Raw genomic sequence first — 19,690 nt, forward strand, 5'->3', positions numbered from 1 at the left:
GGGTCCCTACCGGCGTTCCAGGGATGTGCATTCCTGCAGGAATTCGGCCTTGTATGAATCGTTTGTGGCGAATTCGCCGTAGAATGAGCTGTTCACCATGCGGCTGGCATGACTGGCCCGAACGCCGCGATGAGTCTTGCACATGTGGACGGCGCTGATCCTCACCGCCAGGCCGCGGGGATTGGTGGTCTCGACGATATGCTGCTCGATCTGCTTGACCAGCTCTTCCTGAATCTGGAGGCGGGCTGCGAAATGCTGGATGATGCGATCATATTTCGACAGGCCGATGATCTTGCCTTCCGGTGACGGCAGGACGCCGATGAAGGCCACGCCATAGATCGGCATCAGGTGATGGGCGCAGGTCGAGCGGACATCGATCGGGCCGGTGACGATCAGCTGGTCATAGCTCGTGGCATTGTCGAACTCGGTGATCTTCGGCGGCGGGTTATAGCGGCCGTGCAGGAGTTCCTCGACGAACATCTTGGCGACCCGCGCCGGTGTATCGCGCGTGTTATGATCGTTCTGGTGGTCGATCTGCAGAATATCGAACAGCTCTTCGATCTTCTTCGCAGCCGCGGCCCGCATGTCCGCCCGCTCGGTCTTGTCCAGGTAGCCCTCGACCGCGTGGTTTCCGAGGCGGGCTGAATTCGATAGGCTATTCGCTCGTGACATGTTGCATCCAGATGCCTTCGTGGGCGGTAGGGGTCGCACGTGGGTCGGGTTAGTACGTCAAAATCGCAGAGGAATTCGCGGGGTTCTTGTGTAAGTATATCAATAATTTAACCGAGTTCCGCTTTAGAGGTTTTTAATGGCCGGCTCGTAGGATTTCGAGCTTGGACCGATCGGGAGCCCCTCATGTCTATAGACACATTGCGACGTGGAATCACCCTGGGCGCGATCTCGTCCATTGGTCTGCTCATGGCCGGGACAGTCAGCGCCCAGACCTTGGCCGCTCCGACGGACAAGGTCATCCTGACGATATCCGGAAAGATCTCCGTGACCAATAGCGGGGATTCCGCACAGTTCGATCGCGCCGCGCTCGAGGCGATGGGCCTCATGACAATCGAAACCAATACCCCGTGGTACTCCGGACCGCAGAAGTTCGAGGGCATCTCCCTCGATAAACTGATGAAGTCGGTCGGCGCCAAGGGCGACACCGTTCAAGCGATCGCACTCAACGACTATACGACAGAAATACCGCTCGAGGACTTCGCGAAGTACAACGTCATCCTGGCGCTGAAGCGCAACGCTGAATACATGCCGATCCGGGACAAGGGGCCGCTGTTCATCGTCTATCCCTATGACAGCAACCCTGAGTTGCGCAGCCAGAAGTTCTACAGCCGCTCGGCCTGGCAGGTTTCAAAGTTGATTGTCCGCTAGGGAGAGGGTAGATAATGGCAACTGTCTAGCATCTGTGGGAGAATCTGCCGGGATTAACTCATGCTGAAGATGCGGAAGATAGAAACCTTTCTCGGGGCCGTTCTTGTCGGCCTCGTTTTGTCTGCATTGTATGTATCAAGTCTTATCGTCGAGCAGCAGAATCTGATCCGACAGACGGCGCGTTACAATGTAACCTGGCTTGCGAGCCAGTCCGTCGTCGAGCTCCAGCGCTTCCAGGAGCGCGTCGCCAGCTTCAGCATTCCGTCCAGCAAGGTCGACGCCGACGAGGTGGCGCTGCGCTATCAGATCCTGCTCAACCGCCTCAGCCTGCTCAGCTCCGGCGAGTTCGAGGAGTTCGTCAATCAAGGTGCCGACAGGCGCGCGACCGTCGATGAATTCCGCCAGGCCCTGGCCGAGATCGAACCCTGGGTCGACCATCTCAACCCAGAGAATGCCGCGCGGATCCGTGCGCGACTGGCGCCGCTCGACCAGAAGATGTCGAGCCTTGCAGCGGCGGCCAACCGCATTTCCGGCGATCAGGTCGATGGCGATCAACGTGAGCTTCTGAGCCTGCACTGGTTCTTCTCGGGCATCATCGTGACGCTCGTGCTGATGTCGCTTGGCCTGGTCCTGCTGCTTCATTTTCGCAACCGGCTGCTCAATCATGCCCATYGCGAGATGCATGTGCTGACCGACGGGCTGAAGGACGCGAAGGGCGAACTCGAACGCGCTAATGAGGACATTTCCAGCAAGAACGACAGCCTGAAGAATCAGAACGAGATGCTGGTGCTGCGCGACATCGAATTGCGGACCCAGAACCAGCGCTTCGATGCGGCCTTGAACAACATGTCGCAGGGATTGCTGCTGGTCGACGGCGAACACCGCCTGATCGTCTGCAACGAGCGCTTTCGCCAGATGTTCGAGCTGCCGGCGTCGAGCACCAAGCCGGGGGCGAGTCTTACGACCGTGGCTGACGAGCGCTTCGCTGCCCTGCTCGCCCATCAGAAGGCCATTGCGTCGGGACCGCGATCGGCGACGTTCTCGTTCGAGCTGGCCGCCGGCACGGTCTGCTCCGTCTCGCAGCAGCCGATGCCGGATGGCGGCTGGGTTGCGACCTATGAGGACGTGACCGAGCGCCGGCGCTCGGAGGAGCGCATTGCCTATATGGCGCATCATGATGCGCTGACGGATTTGCCGAACCGCGCCCAGTTTCGCGAACATCTGGAGCGCGCGCTCGAACTTCATCACGGCGAGGCCGGCAGTTTCGCCGTGCTCTATCTCGACCTCGATCGTTTCAAGACCGTCAATGACACGCTCGGTCACGAACTGGGCGACGCGCTGCTGAAATCCGTCAGCGTCCGATTGAAGAAGGCGGTCCGCGGCAGCGATATCGTCTCTCGCTTCGGCGGCGATGAATTCGCTGTCCTGTGTCGCGGGTACCCCGATCTCGACGAGCTTCGCCGGATCGCCTCCCGCATCGTCGAACGCATGGGGCAGCCTTTCCGCATTGCCGGTCGCGACATCAGGATCGGGACCTGCGTCGGCATCGCGATGGCCATCAAGGATGGTAGCGATTGCGATTCGCTGCTGCGCCATGCCGACATGGCGATGTACGCGGCGAAGAATACCGGGCGGGGGACCTACTGTTTCTATGAGGCCCCCATGGAAGAGCAGATCGACGCGCGGCGCGCGCTGGAAGATGCGCTCCGTCGGGCGCTCCAGGAAAACGAACTGGAGGTCTACTACCAGCCCATCGTCAATCTGAAGCGGATGGAGATCGTCAGTTTCGAGGCGCTGCTGCGCTGGACCCACCCGGTCCGGGGGGCGATCTCCCCAGCAGAATTCATCCCGGTCGCCGAGGAGACCGGGCTTATCGTGACGATAGGTGAGTGGGTGCTGCGGCGCGCCTGTGCCGATGCGGCGCAATGGCCGAACGGCACCCGGGTATCGGTCAATCTGTCGGCCGTCCAGCTCCGCAACGACGACTTCGCCCAGATCGTGTTCAGTGCGCTGGCTGGCAGCCAGCTGCCGGCTCATCGGCTCGAACTCGAGATAACCGAATCCGTGCTGCTTCAGGACAGCGATGCCACGCTCGCCGTGCTGCACCAGTTGCGCCGCTTCGGCATCCGCACCTGCATGGACGATTTCGGCACCGGCTTCTCCTCGCTCAGCTACCTCAGAAGCTTTCCCTTCGACAAGATCAAGATCGACCGGTCGTTCGTCAAAGACATGCATGTGCAGGAGGATTGCCGCGCCATCGTCACCTCGATCGCCCATCTCGGGCAGAGCCTGAACATGACGACCACCGCCGAGGGCGTCGAAACACGGGAACAGCTGGAGGCGGTCATGGCGGTGGGCTGCACCGAGGTGCAGGGCTATTATTTCGGGCCACCGACCCCCGCGGCGGATGTCGCGCAGGTCTTCTCGCGCCTGGAGAAGATGCGTCTCGCGGCCTGACGCCGCAGGCCGCCTGCCAGGGAAGCGGGCGACATCGCGCCGCTGCCACCCATCCCGGCACAGGATCCGCTCCGGCCGATGATCCTGGCGGCCACGCAGCCGTCCTCCCGGCCAGGCAGGCGGCCCAGCCGAGGCGCCGCCGCCGGCCGGCCAGTCCGCCGGAGACAGCGCACCCTCGCGCATCCTTTCCCGCGACCGCGCCGCCTCGATCCTGCCCGGGAGGCAGGGGCTTGAGCCTCATCCTTCGAACGGAGGATGACGTTCGCAAGGCTCCTTCCTAGTTTCCCAAGGCTGCCTCAAGCGCCGCTTCGGCGAGGCCAGGCAGCAAGGGAATGGCCGGATTCCGTCTGGGGCCGAAGCCGATCTGCGTCGGGCCTGGGTGGGGAGGGGCAGGCGAAATGCCGTCGATCCATGGAATGCACGCACGGGCGGGAATGGCCAGGCGCGGGGACCATGGCGCAGCCAAATGCCCTGAAGTCAGTGCTCGGTTCCCGGGCGCCCAGGCAAGACGGAGAGGCTCGCGATGATCCTGGAGATGTTTGGGCCTTCCGGCGCCGGAAAGACGACGATGGTTTCCGCCCTGACCGCCCATCTGCGCGGCCTCGGCTATGTCGTAAACCCTCGGATCGGTGTGCGAGCCCATCCGCTGAGGCGCGGCATTCTCAAATGTCTGGCCAGCGTCAAGCTGCTCAGGTCCGCCGGTCCGGCCGCTGGCGTCGCGGAGCTCTTCCGGATCCTGCCACCGAAGGACCGGCTTTGGTTCATTCGTCTGTATTGGCACCTGGCCCTGCTCCATCACGAATGGACGGCGGCGCAAGCCTCCGATGCGATCACGATCTTCGATCAGGGCATGGTGCAGGCGGTGGCCTCGCTCATCCTGCTCAGCGGCATAACCGACCGCGACCCTGTCGGACGCGCGCTCGACATCGTGCCGAAGCCGGACCTGCTCGTCCGCTTTGAGGCGCCACGCCCCCTCCTGGAGGAGCGCCTTCGGGATCGCTGGCGGAAGATCGGCCCGCTTCAACGCTACCTCGAAATCGACCTGMAAGGCAGCCTGGACCACGTCGACCATGTCGACCTGATCTCCGACATGGTCAGCGCACGCGCGCTCCCCATGATCCGGATCAGCAGCATCGATGCCCCGAGCTGCAATCTGTCGATCGACCGGATCACCGCCGAGGTGCAGGCCAGGATGCGCCCATCGCGCGTTGTCGCTGAGGAGCCCGCAGCACGTGGTTATGCGGCGCTCTCACATTAGTCTATCCGATCGGATATCCCGCTTTCCGTCCGATGATCCAACCCTCTGTGAGTTCACCGGCTTTGCCGAAAACCGCAACCCGGTTCCCGGGCCGATACTGTAGCTCAGGCGCCGGGGCGGGGGATCGGCATTGGCTGGGGTGACCTAAGCTGCCGGCAGGGGTGGAGGTCKCCGCGATCACCGGCCCTGTCGTCGAGGCTGTCGCCCGCGACATCCCGGATTTCACTCGGAGTGCTGTCGCTGTCCGGGCCCCACCATCGGGCCCTGGCAGCGCCCGCGCCACGCAACTTCAGCTTCGACAGGCGGGAAAACGCAAGGAGGCCCGCGGTTTCCCCGCGAGCCCATGCACAAGCTCATCGGCGTCAGACGGAAGCGCTCCGTCCCGATTTGAGCTCGGTCGGGCGCAATGGCGAGGACACGGTGTCCCCAGGTTCGGCCACGGCGGCAGACGCCCGTTGCAGCATGCCGAAATAGTGCGATCGAAAGGCGGGGAAGAATGTCAGCGCCGGATAGAGCGGGTCGGTGAGAGCGCCGAGACGGTAGGCAATGGGGGGAATCAGCGTTTTCGAGGCCAGTTCACTCTCGAACTCGGGAAACAGGTCCTGGATGTGGCGCCGTGTCATGGCCCTGACATTGCGGTTCCAGGGATTGGGATAGCGCATGTCATACCAGATGATCACCCCGTTCGGGGTCAGGACGCGATTGATCTCGCGCGCCACGTTCCTGGCCATGAGGGGGCTCAGAATCGAGGAGAACATCGTGAAGACCAGGATGAAATCGAAATGCTGGTCGGGAAACGGTACATTCTCCGCATTGGCTTCCGTGAACGACACGTCCGGGCATTTTCGTCTGGCGGTCGCGAGGGCTTCCGGAAGCAGGTCGATCCCGAACAGGCGGTCGTTGGGAAAACCGTAGCGCTGCAGACGGCGGACCAGATCCCCCGTCCCGCAGCCCAGGTCCAGGACACGATATTGCTTGAGGGGAGGGGCAGCCTCCCGATCGAGCAACCTGTACAGGGCGACATCGCGATCGCGCACCATGCGCAGGCGCCCGGGGCGTCTCTCCCTGTCCGGGTTTCCGCGATCTCTCTCCGCATATTTCGCATAGGCGGATTTGATGCGCTCGACCTCGGCCGCCGTTGAGTGATCACAGATATCATAGCTGAATGGACGCATTTGAACGACCGGCATCGCAATCTCCCAGGGTGAATCGCCGATGGCTTCTCGCCTGCGGATGCTTGGGGGCTTGTCACCCGCTCCAGGCGTCGGAAGCTGTTGGAACGCTCCTGACAACAGGGCAGGCGGGGCGCCCGAGCCGGCATCMTGCGTACCCACCGAGGCTCGGTTGCCGCTAAGCCCGAGCTCTCGCCTCATGCGACCATCCGGTCATCGAGACGCATGCGAGGATCTGGAGCCGAGGCGCCCACGGTCGGCGTCCAGGTCGCACAAGAAACGAGGACTCCTCCCGCTCGGGGCTTCGGTTTCAAAAGTCAGCTGCGCCCGAGCGAGCCAAGCTTATCTCTGGTACGCGCCGGGCAGGCGCTCGGCATCCTCCGAACGAAGGATGACCCGGCATTTCCTGGCTGTCCGGCCGCCCGTTCCGGCCCCTGCGCCGAGGCGCCGCCATGGCGCAATCGACGCCGGCTTCGTTCATTCGAAGGATGAACTGGCCGCGCCCCAGGCGTAGCCGGTTGAGGTCAATCCCGCAGCCGGCCGCCGAAGACAGGGTTGATCCGATGCGCGACGAACAACCGACGCCGATCGTGGGAGGCCTGCGGGGTCGCCTGCTGCACGGTCTCCCTGCTTCGTCAGGGTGGAGCCGCCATCGCCGCAGAACGACGGCAATCACGGGAGCAGAGTGTCAACACGCCGGAGTGCGCCCGGCCCCCAATGCAGTGGCACTGCCTCTCAATGCAAGGGTATCGGCCTATGATCATTGATCTTTTCGGCGCCACCGGTGCCAGCAGAGCAAGCTTTGCCAGCGAATTGTGCGAGAGGCTCCGCGAGAGCGGCCAGACTGCCGAGATCATTCAGGGCCACTGGCCCGCGACAGGGGATCCGGCCCGCGACCCCCCGGGCCAAACCACCGGGCATGTCTACCGCGGCATTGGCAAATGGGCCGCGGCAGCGGTCCTCCCGCTCAGTCGCAGGCTCGGTTTCTGGCCCGGCTTCGATATCCTCGCCATGCTGCCGCCGGCCAATGCGGCCTGGTTCGGCGTCCTGCGCAACTATAATGCGAGCCTGAGCCATGCCTGGTCGGAGGCGGCCCGGTCGGACCAGATCGTGATCTTCGAACAAGGCTTCGTTCAAACCGTCTGCCTGCTCGCCACGCATAGTTGGGCCCTGAGCGCGGCTACCCTGGAAGCAGCCCTCGAACAGGTGCCAAAGGCCGATCTGATCATCTGCATCGATGCCCCCTCGGAGACGCCCGAAACGGATTTCGGAATGAGCCACGCCGCGGCGCCCGTCATCGCTCGCGCCGACGGCCTCTTGCATGAGCACGAGACGCCGGTGATCTCGCTCACCTTTCACGACGAGGCGACGCTCGGCAGCGCGCTGGACGCAGCCGTCGAGGAGGTCCTGGCGAGGCGCCCGGTTCGCGCCCCGATCGGCACATCCGCCGCGGCAGCGGCAGCCGACCGTGCAGCAACGCGCCCCGGTCCGGCTCATCCCGCTGTGCCGATTCGGGGCGCGATCGTGGCAGCGGGGAGTGTCGCCGCTCCCCAGCGGGCCATTCCGCTCCCCAGCATGCGTGCGCTGCTGCCCTATCTGATCGGGGCCTTTCTCGCCTTTCTCGTCGAATTTCTCGCCGCCAGGGTCATCGGCGCCCATAGCTACGGCATCTATGCCTTCGCCTTCGCCTGCGCGAGCGTGGTCGCCTACAGCTCCACGCTGGGTTTCAATATTTCGCTGATGCGCCTCCTGCCAGCCTATCTCGCGCGGCAGGAGAGCAGCCTCGCCCGGGGCGTGATCCAGTATGCCGTCCGCAGGACGCTGGCGACCGCGGTGGCGATCGCCGTGCTCGGAGCGACCTTCATCACCATGTATCCCGGGACATTTCGGCAGGAGGTCATCTCAACCGGTCTGATGGCGCTGGCCGCGACACCTCTGCTCACGCTTCTCCTGATCAGCGGCTCCGTGACGCGCAGCTACGGCGGTGCCCTGTCGGTCCTCACGATCGAACGTGTCGTCCTGAACGGGCTCGTTCTCGGCATGATCTTCCTGACGGCCTGGTACCATCTGTGGCCACGCGATGCGACGCTCGTCATGGGCTCCACGCTCGTCGGGTCGGCGATGGCGGCGATGGTGCTCGTGCCGACCCTGCGGGAGGTCCGGCCACAGGCGGTCCGCATGGCCGTGGCGAATTATGCCACCACCGAATGGCGCTCTTCCATCGCGCCCCTTACGATGATCGTCGCCGCCGAGATCGTCCTGAACCGGGCCGGTGTCATCGTGCTCGGCCTCGAGGGTTGCATTACCAAGGCCGGTATCTTCGGCATTGCCCTCAGCATGGCGACGCTGACGACGCGCCCCCTGGTGGCTTTTGGCCGATCGATCCTGCCTCTGGCCTCGCGTTTCGGCGGCGGGGATGATCGACCGCAACTTCAGGCGCTGCTGAGCCACTCCGCCAGGCTGTCATTGATGGCGGCGGTCCTGATCTCGGTTCCGCTGCTCCTGCTCACAGAGCCCTTGCTGAATTGGCTCGGCCCGGATTTCGAATCCGCGGCCCCCGTCCTTCGCATCCTCCTGATCGGTCAGGTTATAGCGGCCGCTTTCGGCTCGCAGCAGTCGCTCATGACGATGGCGGGGCACGAGCGGGCTGCAGCCGCGACGCTGATCGTGGGCGCCGGGGCGAACATCGTGGCCACGGTTGTGGCGAACCGGTTCTGGGGATTGACCGGCGCCGCGGTGGCATCGGTTGCCACAGTGATCGCATTGAACCTGGCGCTGGCCATCTTCCTGCGCCTGCGCCTCCAGATCAGGCCCGGCCTGGCCCTGGCCGTGCCTCCGGTCCCGATGCATTGGTCCAGGTCGCAGCTGGTGAACGGACACAGCGATGCTTCGGCCGTTGGCGCGACCTGGGAGTGGGAACCCCGAGGCGGAGCGCGCGGGGGCGGGGGTCCGGGCCAGCCGAACGACCCGCAATCCGAATCCTACCGGGTGGGCTCGACCGGTGCAGGCTATGGCCGGCGCTATGTCAGGACCTTCGCCGAGGGCYATTACGCCATCAACTGGCGCGAGATCGAAGCGCCGTTGCTCCGGGAGATATTTGCGAGGCTGGCGGCCCGCGGCGCGTCGAGGTCCCTCGATTTCGCCTGCGGGACCGGACGCATCCTGGAACTGCATGAAGAGGCGTTCGACGACATCGTCGGCGTCGATATTTCGCCGGAAATGCTCGCCTTCGCGCGCGGGCGCTACCCTGAAATCCGCTTCGTCGAGGCCGACCTGACCCAGACCGGTGCGACCGAGTCCGTCAGCGACCGGCAGGTCTGCACCGCCTTCCGCTTCTTCCTCAATGCCGAGCCCTCGCTTCGTGCGGAGGTGCTCGATGTTCTGAGGAAATGCCTCGTCAAGGACGGCGTCCTCGTCGCCAATTTCCATGGCAATCCGGCAAGCCTGGTCGGGCTCGTCTATCCCGTTCGCAACCGTCTTGCCGGGAGCGAGATCAACAAGCTGATGCGCGAGGACGAGGCGGCTGCACTGCTCGAGGCGCACGGCTTCGTGGTCGAGGAGGTGCATTGGTACGGGCTCTGGCCGCCGGTCTTCCGGCGGTTCGATTGGTTGAACACGCTGTGCATGGCCCGGGTCGAGGCCCTGGGGCGGCGGTTCCCGGCCCTGATGAGGCGGTGCCAGACCTTCGTTGTCGTCGCCAGGCGCCGGTGACGACGAGGCGCAGCGCGACGGCCGGAAGTGCGGCGGAGCTGGTGCGACGGAGTGGTCGCGGCAGCTCCAGCGTTTGGAGCTTCCCTGATGTTTTGAGGGGCTCCTAGGGGCGTTTCCCTCAGGAAACGCTGAAAACATCGCATTTTGACGCGTGGAGAGCACCGGCCTCCCAGGCACGGTCCTTGCTGCTCATGTCCCTGCCAACCCGGAGGCAGCGACGCAATGTCCGTCTTTCCACCCGCTCAATGCTGCATTCGAGCAGCCATCGCTCAACGACGGTAGCAGCGATTTCTCAAGCTTCTCCCCAGTCAGCAAGTCCTGGCAATCAGCAAGGTCTCGCGGCCCCCACGTTTTTCGCACGCAGGCGCGGCCGTCTGGAGGCTCGTCGGCCGATGAGCCCGCATTCCTCCCGTCAAAGCGCGAAGCAGGAGACAACATGCCTAATGAACGCTGCAGGGTCTTGATGGTCTATCCGCGTTTCAACGCGGGCTCGTTCTGGAACTACAAGGCGACATGCGAGCTCGCCGGTGCGCTCCATCCCGCCGCCCCCCTCGGATTGATCACGGTCGCTGCGCTGTTGCCGACGGCGTGGGAGATCCGTCTCGTCGACCTGAACACGGAGGAACTCGCCGAAGAGAATCTCGGCTGGGCCGACCTCGTGATGACGGGGGGCATGCTGCCGCAGCAGGAGGGTACCCTCGCCATCATCGAGCAGAGCCGCATGCACCGCAAACCGGTCGTCGTCGGCGGACCCGACGCAACCTCCACGCCGCATGTCTATGAGGCCGCGGACTTCCTGGTGCTCGGGGAGGCGGAGGAGATCATGGCCGGTTTCGTGTCCGCCTGGCGATCGGGGGCGAGGACCGGCGTCTTCAAGTCCGAAATGGGCAAGACCGATGTCACGAAGAGTCCGACGCCGCGCTTCGATCTGCTGAAATTCGAACGCTATCTGCATGTCGGCATCCAGTTCTCGCGCGGCTGCCCCTTCAATTGCGAGTTCTGTGACATCATCGAGCTCTATGGGCGCGTGCCGCGTACCAAGACGAACGCGCAGGTCCTGACCGAGCTCGAGGCGCTGCATGCACTCGGCTATCGCGGCCATGTCGATTTCGTCGACGACAATCTCATCGGCAACAAGAAGGCGCTCAAGCAGTTCCTGCCCGACCTCAAGCGCTGGATCACCGAGAAGGACTTCCCCTTCGAATTCTCGACCGAGGCGTCGATCAACCTTGCCGACGATTCCGCCCTGATGCAGGCGATGAGCGAGGCCAATTTCTTCACGATCTTCGTCGGCATCGAGAGCCCCGATTCCGAGACGCTGATCTCGATGCAGAAGAAGCAGAACACAAGGCGCAGCCTGCAGGAGAGCGTGCACAGGATCTACCGGGCGGGGCTGTTCGTGAATGCCGGCTTCATCCTCGGGTTCGACAGCGAGAAGGGCAGCGTCGCACGCGACATGATCGCCTGTATCGAGGATACCGCGATCCCGGTCTGCATGGTCGGTCTGCTCTATGCGCTACCCAATACCCAGCTGACGCGGCGCCTGGAGCGCGAGGGCAGGCTCCAGATACCAGATGACACCGCCCCCGCACGGCAGTTCGGCGATCAGTGCACCRCTGGCCTCAACTTCGAGACCAGTCGCCCGCGCCGTGCCATTCTGGCGGACTACAAGGCCGTTCTCGAGGCCGTCTATGCACCCGGCGCATTCTTGGGGCGGGTTCGGCGCGTCGGCCGGATGCTCGATTGCACCAATCGCCGTCTGGAACTGCCGAAATCCATGGAATGGCAGGAGCTGAAATCGTCCTGGCGTCTGCTCTGGCGCTTGTCGACGATGAGGGGCGACGTCAGGCGCGAGTTCTGGAAGACGCTGGTCGACTGTCTCGCGCATAACCGCCGGGCCTTGCCCTATGTGATGATGATGGTCGCGCTCTACGTCCATCTCGGACCGTTCTCTCGCCAGGTGATCGCCCAGGTGCAGCAGCAGATCGCCGATATCGACAGCGGGCGCCACCCGCAGATCCGAGTGAAGCAACGCGAGCTGGAGGTGATGGCCGTTGGCTGAGGGGCGCTTCGCGGTTACGACCTCGCTGTCCGCCGCATCACTGTCTGGCATGGCGATGTCGGCCGCTCCTCGCAGGGCGGTGAAGCGTCCTTGAAACCGGACGCCGCGGCACGGCTTTTCCTTCACAGGGCCCGGCCCAACCGTTTAGGAAGGGAGCTCGGAAGGGTTCGTGCCGCCGATTGGCCTGCGAGAACGCGTATCCAATGCGAATACTGCTCGTCGAGGATAACCAGGAGCTGTCCGATTGGCTGGCTCGCCTGCTGCGCAAGAGCCGTTATGTCGTCGACTGCGTGCGTGACGGGAGCGACGCCGACGCTGCGCTTTCGACCCAGGTCTATGATCTCGTCATTCTCGACATGGCCTTGCCTGGCATGGGCGGGATCGAGATCCTCAAGCGCTTCAGGGCTCGCAAGGGTTTGACGCCGGTCATCATCCTCACCGCCAATGATGCGATCTCCAGCCGTATCGCGGGGCTGGACAGCGGCGCCGACGACTATCTGGTCAAGCCGTTCGACCCGCTCGAGCTCGAGGCACGGATCCGGGCGCAGCTGCGACGYAAGCAGAGCGATAGGCTGGTGACGGTCGCCTTCGGTGCGATCGTGCTGGAGACGACCACGCGGCAGTTCTCGGTGGGAGGCTTGCCCCTGCCGCTGACCCAGCGCGAACACGCGGTTCTCGAGACCCTTGTGCTGGCGGCGGGACGCGTCGTCTCAAAGGCGACGCTGACCGATACCGTATTCGGCCTCGACGACGACGCGACCTCCAACGCGATCGAGATCTATGTCCATCGTGTCCGCAAGAAGCTGGAAGGCACCGGCGTTTCCATCGGGACATTGCGCGGGCTGGGCTATGCGCTGAGGAAGCAGGATGGCTAGGAGCCTGCGAGGCGAGCTTCTCGGCTGGCTGCTGGTTCCGCTCGCCGGTATCGTCGCTTTCAACGCCTGGACGGCGCATGGGAGTGCGGTTTCCACGGCCAACCTCGTCACCGATCGCATGCTGCTGGCTTCGGCGCGGGTGATCGCGGAGCAGGTCAAGGAAAGCGACGGCAGCGTCGAGGCGCTGATTCCGCCCTCGGCGATCGAGATGTTCGCCACCTCGGATCGCGACCGGGTGATCTACCAGGTGATCGCGCCCTCGGGCGAGCTGATCGCGGGCTTTCCCGATGTCGCAGGGCCACCGACGCCACCGAGCGACCTGCAACCCGTGTTCTTCTCGGCGCGCTTTCGCGTTGACGACATCCGAGCGGTCGCCCTGGCCCAGCCCGTCGTGTCGAAGACGGCCGGCGGCAATGCCATCGTCATCGTCGGCACCACCTTGCGCGGCCGCGACCGGCTGGTGACCGATCTCTGGCTGAATTCGGTGCGTGATCAGGCGTTGCTAGTGGGGCTCGCCGCGCTCCTGGCGCTCTTCGGTCTGCGGCGCGGCCTCGGACCGCTGCTCGGGCTGCGCAAGGAACTGGCGGAGCGCCGGCCCGGCTCGCTCCAGCCTGTCGAGACGGCGCATCTGCAGAGTGAGTTGAGGCCGCTGATCGGCGCGCTCAATCACGCCTTCGGGCGCATCGAGCGCTATGTGGCCCTGCAGAGGCGCTTCGTCGCCAATGCGTCCCATCAGATGCGGACGCCGCTTGCCGTTCTGAAGACCCAGTCGACCGTCGGTTTGCGCGAAACCGAGATCGCCTCCAAGGACGAAACTCTCCACGCCATCGACCGGGGGCTCGATGCCCTGGCCCGGCTGGTCAACCAGTTGTTGACCTTGGCGCGTGCCGAGCCGGGCGGTGCGGCCCTGCGCAAGGTCCCCGTCGACTTCGCCACGGTGACGCGCGAGGCCCTGGAGGGCCTGGCGCCGATTGCCTTCGAGCGCGAGATCGACCTTGCCTTCGAACTATCGGGCGGAGCGGCCATGCTGCAGGGGCACGAGACGCTGTTGCGCGAGATCGTCGTCAACCTCGTCGAGAATGCGCTGCGCTACACGCCGAAGGGCGGAGCCGTCTCGGTCGCCCTGTCGCAGGCGCAGCGACAGATCCGCCTTGTCGTCGAGGATACCGGGCCAGGCATCCCCGAAGAGGAGCGGGAGAAGGTCTTCGAGCGCTTCTACCGCCTGCCGGGCGCCGGGCCGGACGGCACAGGCCTCGGGCTGTCGATCGTGCGCGAGATCGCCGCAGCGCATGGCGGCACAGTCACGCTCGCCAATCGCTCCGCCGGGCCGGGCCTGCAAGCCGAGGTCATGCTTCCGTCGCGGCCGGCACCGACGCCGGGCCAGAGCTGACCGACCAAGGCTGAACCGGGCATCGCCAATCACAAATGAGCCTCGCCCGGTCGGCCGACCGGGCGAGGCCTTTTCTGTCGCTGCCCGTGTCTTACTGCGTGTCCTGCAAGGGGGCGGGCCGCCATGTCGCCAGGCTGCGCTCCAGTCGGGTCATCAGGTATTCGGCCAGCAGGGCGACAACCATGATCACGACGATCGCGGCATACATTCCAGCTGAGTCGAAGGAGCCCTTGGCGATGTTGATCAGGAGCCCGATGCCGTAGCGCGCGCCGACGAATTCTCCGACGATCGCGCCGATGATGGCAAAGCCGAAGCTCACATGCAGCGAGGCGAAGATCCAGCTCATCGCCGAGGGGATCACCACCGAGCGCGTCAGCTGCCAGCCGCGCGCACCCAGGATCTGGGCATTGGCGATTAGGTTGCGGTCGGCCTCGCGCACGCCCTGGAAGGCGTTGGCGAAGACCACGAAGAACACCATGACGAAAGACAGGGCGACCTTGGAGGCGAGGCCGAGCCCGAAGACCATGATGAAGATCGGTGCCAGCACCACGCGAGGAATCGAGTTGATCACCTTGATATAGATCGAGAAGATGTCGGCCAGCATGCGGTTGCGGCCGAGCGCGATGCCGACGACGATCCCGGCGACGGAGCCAGTCGCGAAGCCGATCAGCGATTCCTCCATCGTCACCCAGAGATGGAACCAGAGAGGCCCTTCCGACGTGCCCTCGAAGATCCATTCGACCAGGCGCGACCAGATCGCGCTCGGGCTCGAGAAGAAGAACTCGTCGATGATGCCGGTGCGCGCGCCGATCTCCCAGCCGCCGAGGAAGCCGAGCAGGATGGCCCAGCGCCAGAACAGGACGAGCTGCGTGCGGCGGCGTGCCGCCTTGGCGGCGGCGGCCTCGATCTCGGCGTCGGACGTCCCGGCGCGATAGACCGGCCCGGAGGCGATTGCGATATCGGCCATGTTGATGCTCCCTGGAATCGGCCCGAAAAGTGGATTGCGGTTTTCGGGAAAGCCGATGCAATCACAGATGGTTAGATCATCGCACCGGATACGATATCCGGTCCGATGATCTAGGCTGCGCGGGCTTCGTCGCGGGCGGCGCCGCGCTGCACTTCGTCGCGCAGGTCGTCCCAGATCGTCTTGGACAGGGCGATGAAGTCCTGCTCGTAGCGGATTTCGCTGACCACCCGCGGGCGCGGCAGATCGACGGGATAGACCGATTTCACCGTCGCGGGGCCCGAGGTCAGCACATAGACCTTGTCGGCCAGCGCAATCGCTTCTTCCAGGTCATGCGTCACGAAGACGACCGAGGCCTTCGCCTCCGACCAGAGGTCGAGCAACACGTCGTGCATCAGCACGCGCGTCTGAACGTCGAGGGCCGAGAAGGGCTCGTCCATCAGCAGGATCTGCGGCTCATTGATGAAGGTCTGCGCCAGCGAGACGCGCTTGCGCATGCCGCCGGAGAGCTGGTGCGGGTATTTCGTCTCATGTCCGGTCAGGTGGACGCGCGCCAGCCATTGCCTGGCCTTCGCATAGGCCGCCTCGCGCGGTGTCCCCCGGAAGAGCGGGCCGGCCACGACATTGTCGATCACGTTGCGCCAGGGAAACAGCGCATCGGTCTGGAAGGCGAAGCCGATGCGCGGATCGATACCGTCGACGGGTTCGCCGAACAGGCGGACTTCGCCACTCGAGGGGCGGGCGAGGCCGGTCACCAGGTTCAGCGTGGTCGACTTGCCGCAGCCGGTCGGGCCGACCACGGCGACGAACTCACCGCGCGCCACGCTCATGTTGAAGTCGCGGATCGCGGTCATCGACTTGCCATCGGGCGTCAGGAAGCGGCGGCTGACATTGATCAGCTCGATCGCCGGGCTCTCATCAGGCGCGGTCGCGGACATGGCTTCTCCTTCGCCGGCAGGCCGGCGTTCGCTGATCGCAAGAGGCGAAAGGCAGGCAAGGCGGGCGATGGCCTCACGCCATCGCCCGGGAGTGGCGGACCTATTTGACGTTCTTCACGAACTCGGTCGTGTAGGTCTTCGACAGGTCGATCTGCTTGCCCTGGATGTTCTTCGAGAAGCCGGAGAGCACGGCAAGGACCGTCTCCGGGCCGCCTTGCGGCATCACGCCGTCGAGCGTGAACATGGCCTTCCCGTCGGCCAGCGCCTTGACGTAGGCCTCCTTGTTGCCGGCGTAATAGTCCTTCGGCATCTTGTCGGCGATGTCGGCGGCATCATGGGTATTGATGTAGCGCAGTGTCTTGACGAAGGCGTTGGCGAGCTTCTGGACGATCGGCTTGTTCTTCTCGATCCAGGCCGTCTGCATGTAGAGCGAGGCGGCCGGATAGGTGCCGCCGAGCGCTTCCTTGGTCTTCTCGACCGTGCGCATATCGACCAGGACCCGGGCCTCGCCGGTGGCGAGCAGGCGCGAGATCGTCGGCTCCGTCGTCATGCCGGCCTGCATCTTGTCCTGCTGCATAGCCGCGATGAAGGTCGTGCCGGCGCCGACCGGAAGCGAGGTGAAGTCGCCGAGCTTCACGCCGKACTTCATCATCAGGTACTGCGTCAGAAAATTGGTCGAGGAGCCGAGCCCGGTCACGCCGAGGGTCTTGCCCTTCAGGTCGGCCATCGACTTCACGTCGGGATACTTGGACGAGACGAGCTCGACTTCGCCCGGTGCCTGGCTGAACTGCACCACGGACATCACATATTTGCCCTTGGCCTGCAGGTCGACGCTATGGTCGTAGAAGCCGACGACGCCCTGAACCGCGCCGGCCAGCATCTCGTTCTCGGCGTCGACGCCGGCGGCCTCGTTCAGCAGCTCGACATCGAGCCCCTCGTCCTTGAAATAGCCCAGGCTCTCCGCGAGCTTCGCGGGCAGGTAGATCTGCTTCTCATAGCCGCCCACCATGATGGTGACCTTGTCGGCAGCCAGCGCCGATCCGGCTGCGGCCAGAAGCGCGGCGAAGGCAATCGACGATGTTAGAATGCGGGCACGCATGGGCCGGCTCCTTGGTTTTGGTTTCCTGCCACGCTTCCTTCCTCCTTTCGCGGAGGATTGGCTGAACCGTGACGCCGTAAGCGTTAGACCCCGAACCTTTCACCAGACTTTCAGCGTCGCGGTACTCACTTTGCCGTGCTGCCTGCGCGAAAACGCCTGCCTTGCCGATGCAGGGATGGCCGCCGGAGACAGGATATCCCGGTGATCTGCATCGGGCCCACGCGCGCCGTGGCGCCTCGCGCGTGGGCTGGGCGCCACACGCCGGACGGCGTCCTGCAGCTCTGGTTTCGCCTGACGTCGGCGCGATGGAAACTGGCTACTGAAAGCCCCGATCGGCCCCGTGGCGCGCCTTTCGCCGGAACAAAATCATAAATCCCTTCAAATGCTAACGACCGTTCACATCGGGAGGCTGTGCCCGTCTGGTCCCGTCCGGACGTTCTGGTAAGACCGGACTGTCGCAGCGGCAGTTCCTGCTTCGTGCTCGCGGCGGTGATGGTCATGGAGGCTTCGCCGGTGAGGCGGAGCGCGGGCGATCGGCCCGGGAGGGAGCCCTGCTTGCCTGGCGTGCCGACGATACTCACCGGGCGAGGGTTTCGGCCATTCGCGGGGCAAACGGGCGAGGCGCATGTGCGGCGTGATCGTGGAAGCCGCTCCCGTGATTTTCAGACGATGGGTCGGCTGTTTGCTGCTCCGCGCCTCCGGCGCGGCCGCGCGTCAAGCGGCGGACTGGGAATGAGCGGCGGCGCGAGACGGCGCTCGCTGCCGATCTGATGTGTGTTCTGGCCGACGGCGCCCTGACAGGCGCTGAGTGAGACGACGTAAGCGACCTCGCAATCCGGGGTTGCATCAAGGACTGGGGCGCTCGGCGCCTGGGGGGATTTGGGCTTCGCCATGACCGCAGAGATCGAGACGGGGCGCCGGGTTCGGCTGGCCGGAACAGGCATCGATGACGGAGCTGCTCCCGAGGCCAAACGGGCTGATCAGGGTGTCGCACCGGTGCGCCACTGGCGCAGGCGTCGCGCAGTGCTGCTTGCCTGCACGGCGCTGGTCATGCCGGTCATGCTGGCTGCGACACAACGGCCAGCGCTGGCTCAGTACACCGGAGCCAACGGCGGCAATGGCAGCGGCGCGCCGAATGGCGCTACCGCAGGCGGCGCCGGAGGTGGCGGCGCCTACGGAGACGGCAGTGCGACGGCTCCCGGCGGCGGCGGCGGAAGCACCGGTGGTCAGGGGAACCGAGGCGGGAGCGGTGGCGGCTCCGACGGTGCCGGCGGCGGCGGCGGCGGTTATGCGGCGGGCGCCGGTGGTGGTGGCGGCGGGGCCGGCGGTGCCGGTCTGACACTTAACGCCGATCTGAACAACAGCGCCGCCATTACCGGCGGCAAAGGCGGTAATGGCGGCGGCGGAAACTACAATTCCGTGCCGAACTACTCCTACGGCGGCGGCGGTGGTGGCGGCGGCGGTGGCTCCGGCATCATCGCCGGAACCGGTGCGAACCTCACAAATTCCGGCACGATCACAGGCGGCAATGGCGGCGGCGGCGGCTCAGCCAACGGAGCGATCAATCCGTTCACCGACCCCTCCGGCAACGGAGCGGGCGGCAGAGGCGGCAACGGCATTACCGCGACCGGCTCGGCCGGGCTGACGATCACGAATACAGGCACCATCAAGGGCGGCGGTGGCGGCRCCGATTTCCAGAACGCCCAACCCTACCGGCCACAGGCCGGCGGCTACGGAATCATCGGGCAGAACCTGACGATCATCAATAGCGGCACGATCGCGGGTGGCGCCTTGGGCGGTGCCGGAGGTCTGAACGGCGCAGCGTCGACGGCCATCATCATCACCGGCGGCACCAACAGCATCAGGGCGCTCGCCGGCAGCTCGATCGGCGCGATCGAACTCGGCGGCACCACCACGCTGGCCGGCGTCTTCAACAACACGATCCAGGTCAATGGCGGCGTCGCCATGTCGGTGAGCGGCGCGACCGCGGCCGATGATGTCACCGGCATCACCACTCTGACAAACTACGGCACGACCACGATCGGCGCCGGGCGCACGCTCAGCGCCCAGACCATCAACAACGCCGCGGGCACGATCAGCATCGGCACTGGGGCGACCCTGAAGGGCATCGGCAATACGCTCAACAACAATGCGGTCATCGATGTCGGTGTGGGCGGCAGCGTCATCGATGCCGGCGCGATCAACAACCAGGGCGGCGGCACGATCAATTTCAATGGCCCGACCGGGTCGGCGGTGCTGTCGGCCGGCCAGGGCATCAACAATGACGGGCAGATCAAGGTGCTCGGCGGCGATGTCGCCGTCATCGGCGACATCAACAACCAGAATAACGGCACGCTTTCGCTGACCGGCGGCAACATGACCGG

Annotated in this window: 12 protein-coding genes and 1 pseudogene; 8 read left to right on the forward strand and 5 right to left on the reverse strand. The window is 64.8% G+C overall.

Annotation, left to right across the window (positions count from 1 at the left end):
- Positions 1–6: 6 nt before the first annotated feature.
- Complete coding sequence (gene folE, locus AC1DJT_RS09590; protein WP_441508229.1) at positions 7–672, reverse strand: GTP cyclohydrolase I; 666 nt, start codon at positions 670–672, stop codon at positions 7–9.
- A 246-nt stretch (positions 673–918) separates the two neighbouring features.
- Between folE and AC1DJT_RS09595 the strand changes: the two genes are divergently transcribed.
- The 3 genes from AC1DJT_RS09595 (at position 919) to AC1DJT_RS09605 (ending at position 5,095) form a co-directional block, all read left to right on the forward strand.
- On the forward strand, positions 919–1,380 hold the full coding sequence (locus AC1DJT_RS09595; protein WP_441508234.1) for a putative pterin-binding protein: 462 nt from the start codon (positions 919–921) through the stop codon (positions 1,378–1,380).
- Between the two features lie 60 nt (positions 1,381–1,440).
- Positions 1,441–3,837 (forward strand): putative bifunctional diguanylate cyclase/phosphodiesterase, encoded by a 2,397-nt coding sequence (locus tag AC1DJT_RS09600; protein ID WP_476833958.1) that lies wholly within the window; start codon positions 1,441–1,443, stop codon positions 3,835–3,837.
- Positions 3,838–4,360: 523 nt separating this feature from the next.
- A complete protein-coding gene (locus tag AC1DJT_RS09605) occupies positions 4,361–5,095 on the forward strand; it encodes a hypothetical protein (protein WP_476833959.1) in 735 nt (244 codons plus the stop codon).
- Positions 5,096–5,457: 362 nt separating this feature from the next.
- Here the strand turns inward: AC1DJT_RS09605 and AC1DJT_RS09610 are convergent, their stop codons facing one another.
- Complete coding sequence (locus AC1DJT_RS09610) at positions 5,458–6,285, reverse strand: class I SAM-dependent methyltransferase (protein ID WP_441508226.1); 828 nt, start codon at positions 6,283–6,285, stop codon at positions 5,458–5,460.
- Positions 6,286–7,023: 738 nt separating this feature from the next.
- Between AC1DJT_RS09610 and AC1DJT_RS09615 the strand changes: the two genes are divergently transcribed.
- The 4 genes from AC1DJT_RS09615 to AC1DJT_RS09630 all read left to right on the forward strand — a co-directional run bounded on the left by AC1DJT_RS09615 (position 7,024) and on the right by AC1DJT_RS09630 (position 14,305).
- Positions 7,024–9,978 (forward strand): methyltransferase domain-containing protein, encoded by a 2,955-nt coding sequence (locus AC1DJT_RS09615; RefSeq protein WP_476833960.1) that lies wholly within the window; start codon positions 7,024–7,026, stop codon positions 9,976–9,978.
- A gap of 436 nt (positions 9,979–10,414) precedes the next feature.
- A complete protein-coding gene (locus tag AC1DJT_RS09620; protein WP_476833961.1) occupies positions 10,415–12,040 on the forward strand; it encodes a B12-binding domain-containing radical SAM protein in 1,626 nt (541 codons plus the stop codon).
- Positions 12,041–12,243: 203 nt separating this feature from the next.
- Positions 12,244–12,915 (forward strand): response regulator, encoded by a 672-nt coding sequence (locus AC1DJT_RS09625; protein WP_441493846.1) that lies wholly within the window; start codon positions 12,244–12,246, stop codon positions 12,913–12,915.
- Positions 12,908–14,305 carry a sensor histidine kinase gene (locus tag AC1DJT_RS09630; RefSeq protein ID WP_476833962.1) on the forward strand — a complete coding sequence of 466 codons (1,398 nt, stop codon included), beginning with the start codon at positions 12,908–12,910 and terminating at the stop codon, positions 14,303–14,305. Before AC1DJT_RS09625 ends, AC1DJT_RS09630 begins: the two co-directional genes overlap by 8 nt.
- A 91-nt stretch (positions 14,306–14,396) precedes the next feature.
- On the opposite strand, the gene AC1DJT_RS09635 is transcribed toward AC1DJT_RS09630, so the two are convergent.
- The 3 genes from AC1DJT_RS09635 to AC1DJT_RS09645 form a co-directional block, all read right to left on the reverse strand.
- Positions 14,397–15,272, reverse strand: coding sequence for an ABC transporter permease (locus tag AC1DJT_RS09635; protein WP_476770011.1), 876 nt, complete (start codon positions 15,270–15,272; stop codon positions 14,397–14,399).
- A gap of 110 nt (positions 15,273–15,382) precedes the next feature.
- Positions 15,383–16,207 carry an ABC transporter ATP-binding protein gene (locus AC1DJT_RS09640; RefSeq protein WP_441508221.1) on the reverse strand — a complete coding sequence of 275 codons (825 nt, stop codon included), beginning with the start codon at positions 16,205–16,207 and terminating at the stop codon, positions 15,383–15,385.
- A 100-nt stretch (positions 16,208–16,307) separates the two neighbouring features.
- Complete coding sequence (locus tag AC1DJT_RS09645; RefSeq protein WP_476833963.1) at positions 16,308–17,306, reverse strand: ABC transporter substrate-binding protein; 999 nt, start codon at positions 17,304–17,306, stop codon at positions 16,308–16,310.
- Between the two features lie 891 nt (positions 17,307–18,197).
- Here AC1DJT_RS09645 and AC1DJT_RS09650 point away from each other — a divergent pair.
- A pseudogene (locus tag AC1DJT_RS09650) lies at positions 18,198–19,690 on the forward strand (hypothetical protein); the annotation flags it as partial.

The organism is Allobosea sp. 05T422_2, assembly GCF_056396265.1.

Coding starts and splice junctions, on each gene's coding strand:
- AC1DJT_RS09640 (WP_441508221.1), bottom strand. CDS start 16,207: ATGTCCGCGACCGCGCCTGATGAGAGCCCGGCGATCGAGCTGATCAAT.
- AC1DJT_RS09630 (WP_476833962.1), top strand. CDS start 12,908: ATGGCTAGGAGCCTGCGAGGCGAGCTTCTCGGCTGGCTGCTGGTTCCG.
- folE (WP_441508229.1), bottom strand. CDS start 672: ATGTCACGAGCGAATAGCCTATCGAATTCAGCCCGCCTCGGAAACCAC.
- AC1DJT_RS09595 (WP_441508234.1), top strand. CDS start 919: ATGGCCGGGACAGTCAGCGCCCAGACCTTGGCCGCTCCGACGGACAAG.
- AC1DJT_RS09610 (WP_441508226.1), bottom strand. CDS start 6,285: ATGCCGGTCGTTCAAATGCGTCCATTCAGCTATGATATCTGTGATCAC.
- AC1DJT_RS09635 (WP_476770011.1), bottom strand. CDS start 15,272: ATGGCCGATATCGCAATCGCCTCCGGGCCGGTCTATCGCGCCGGGACG.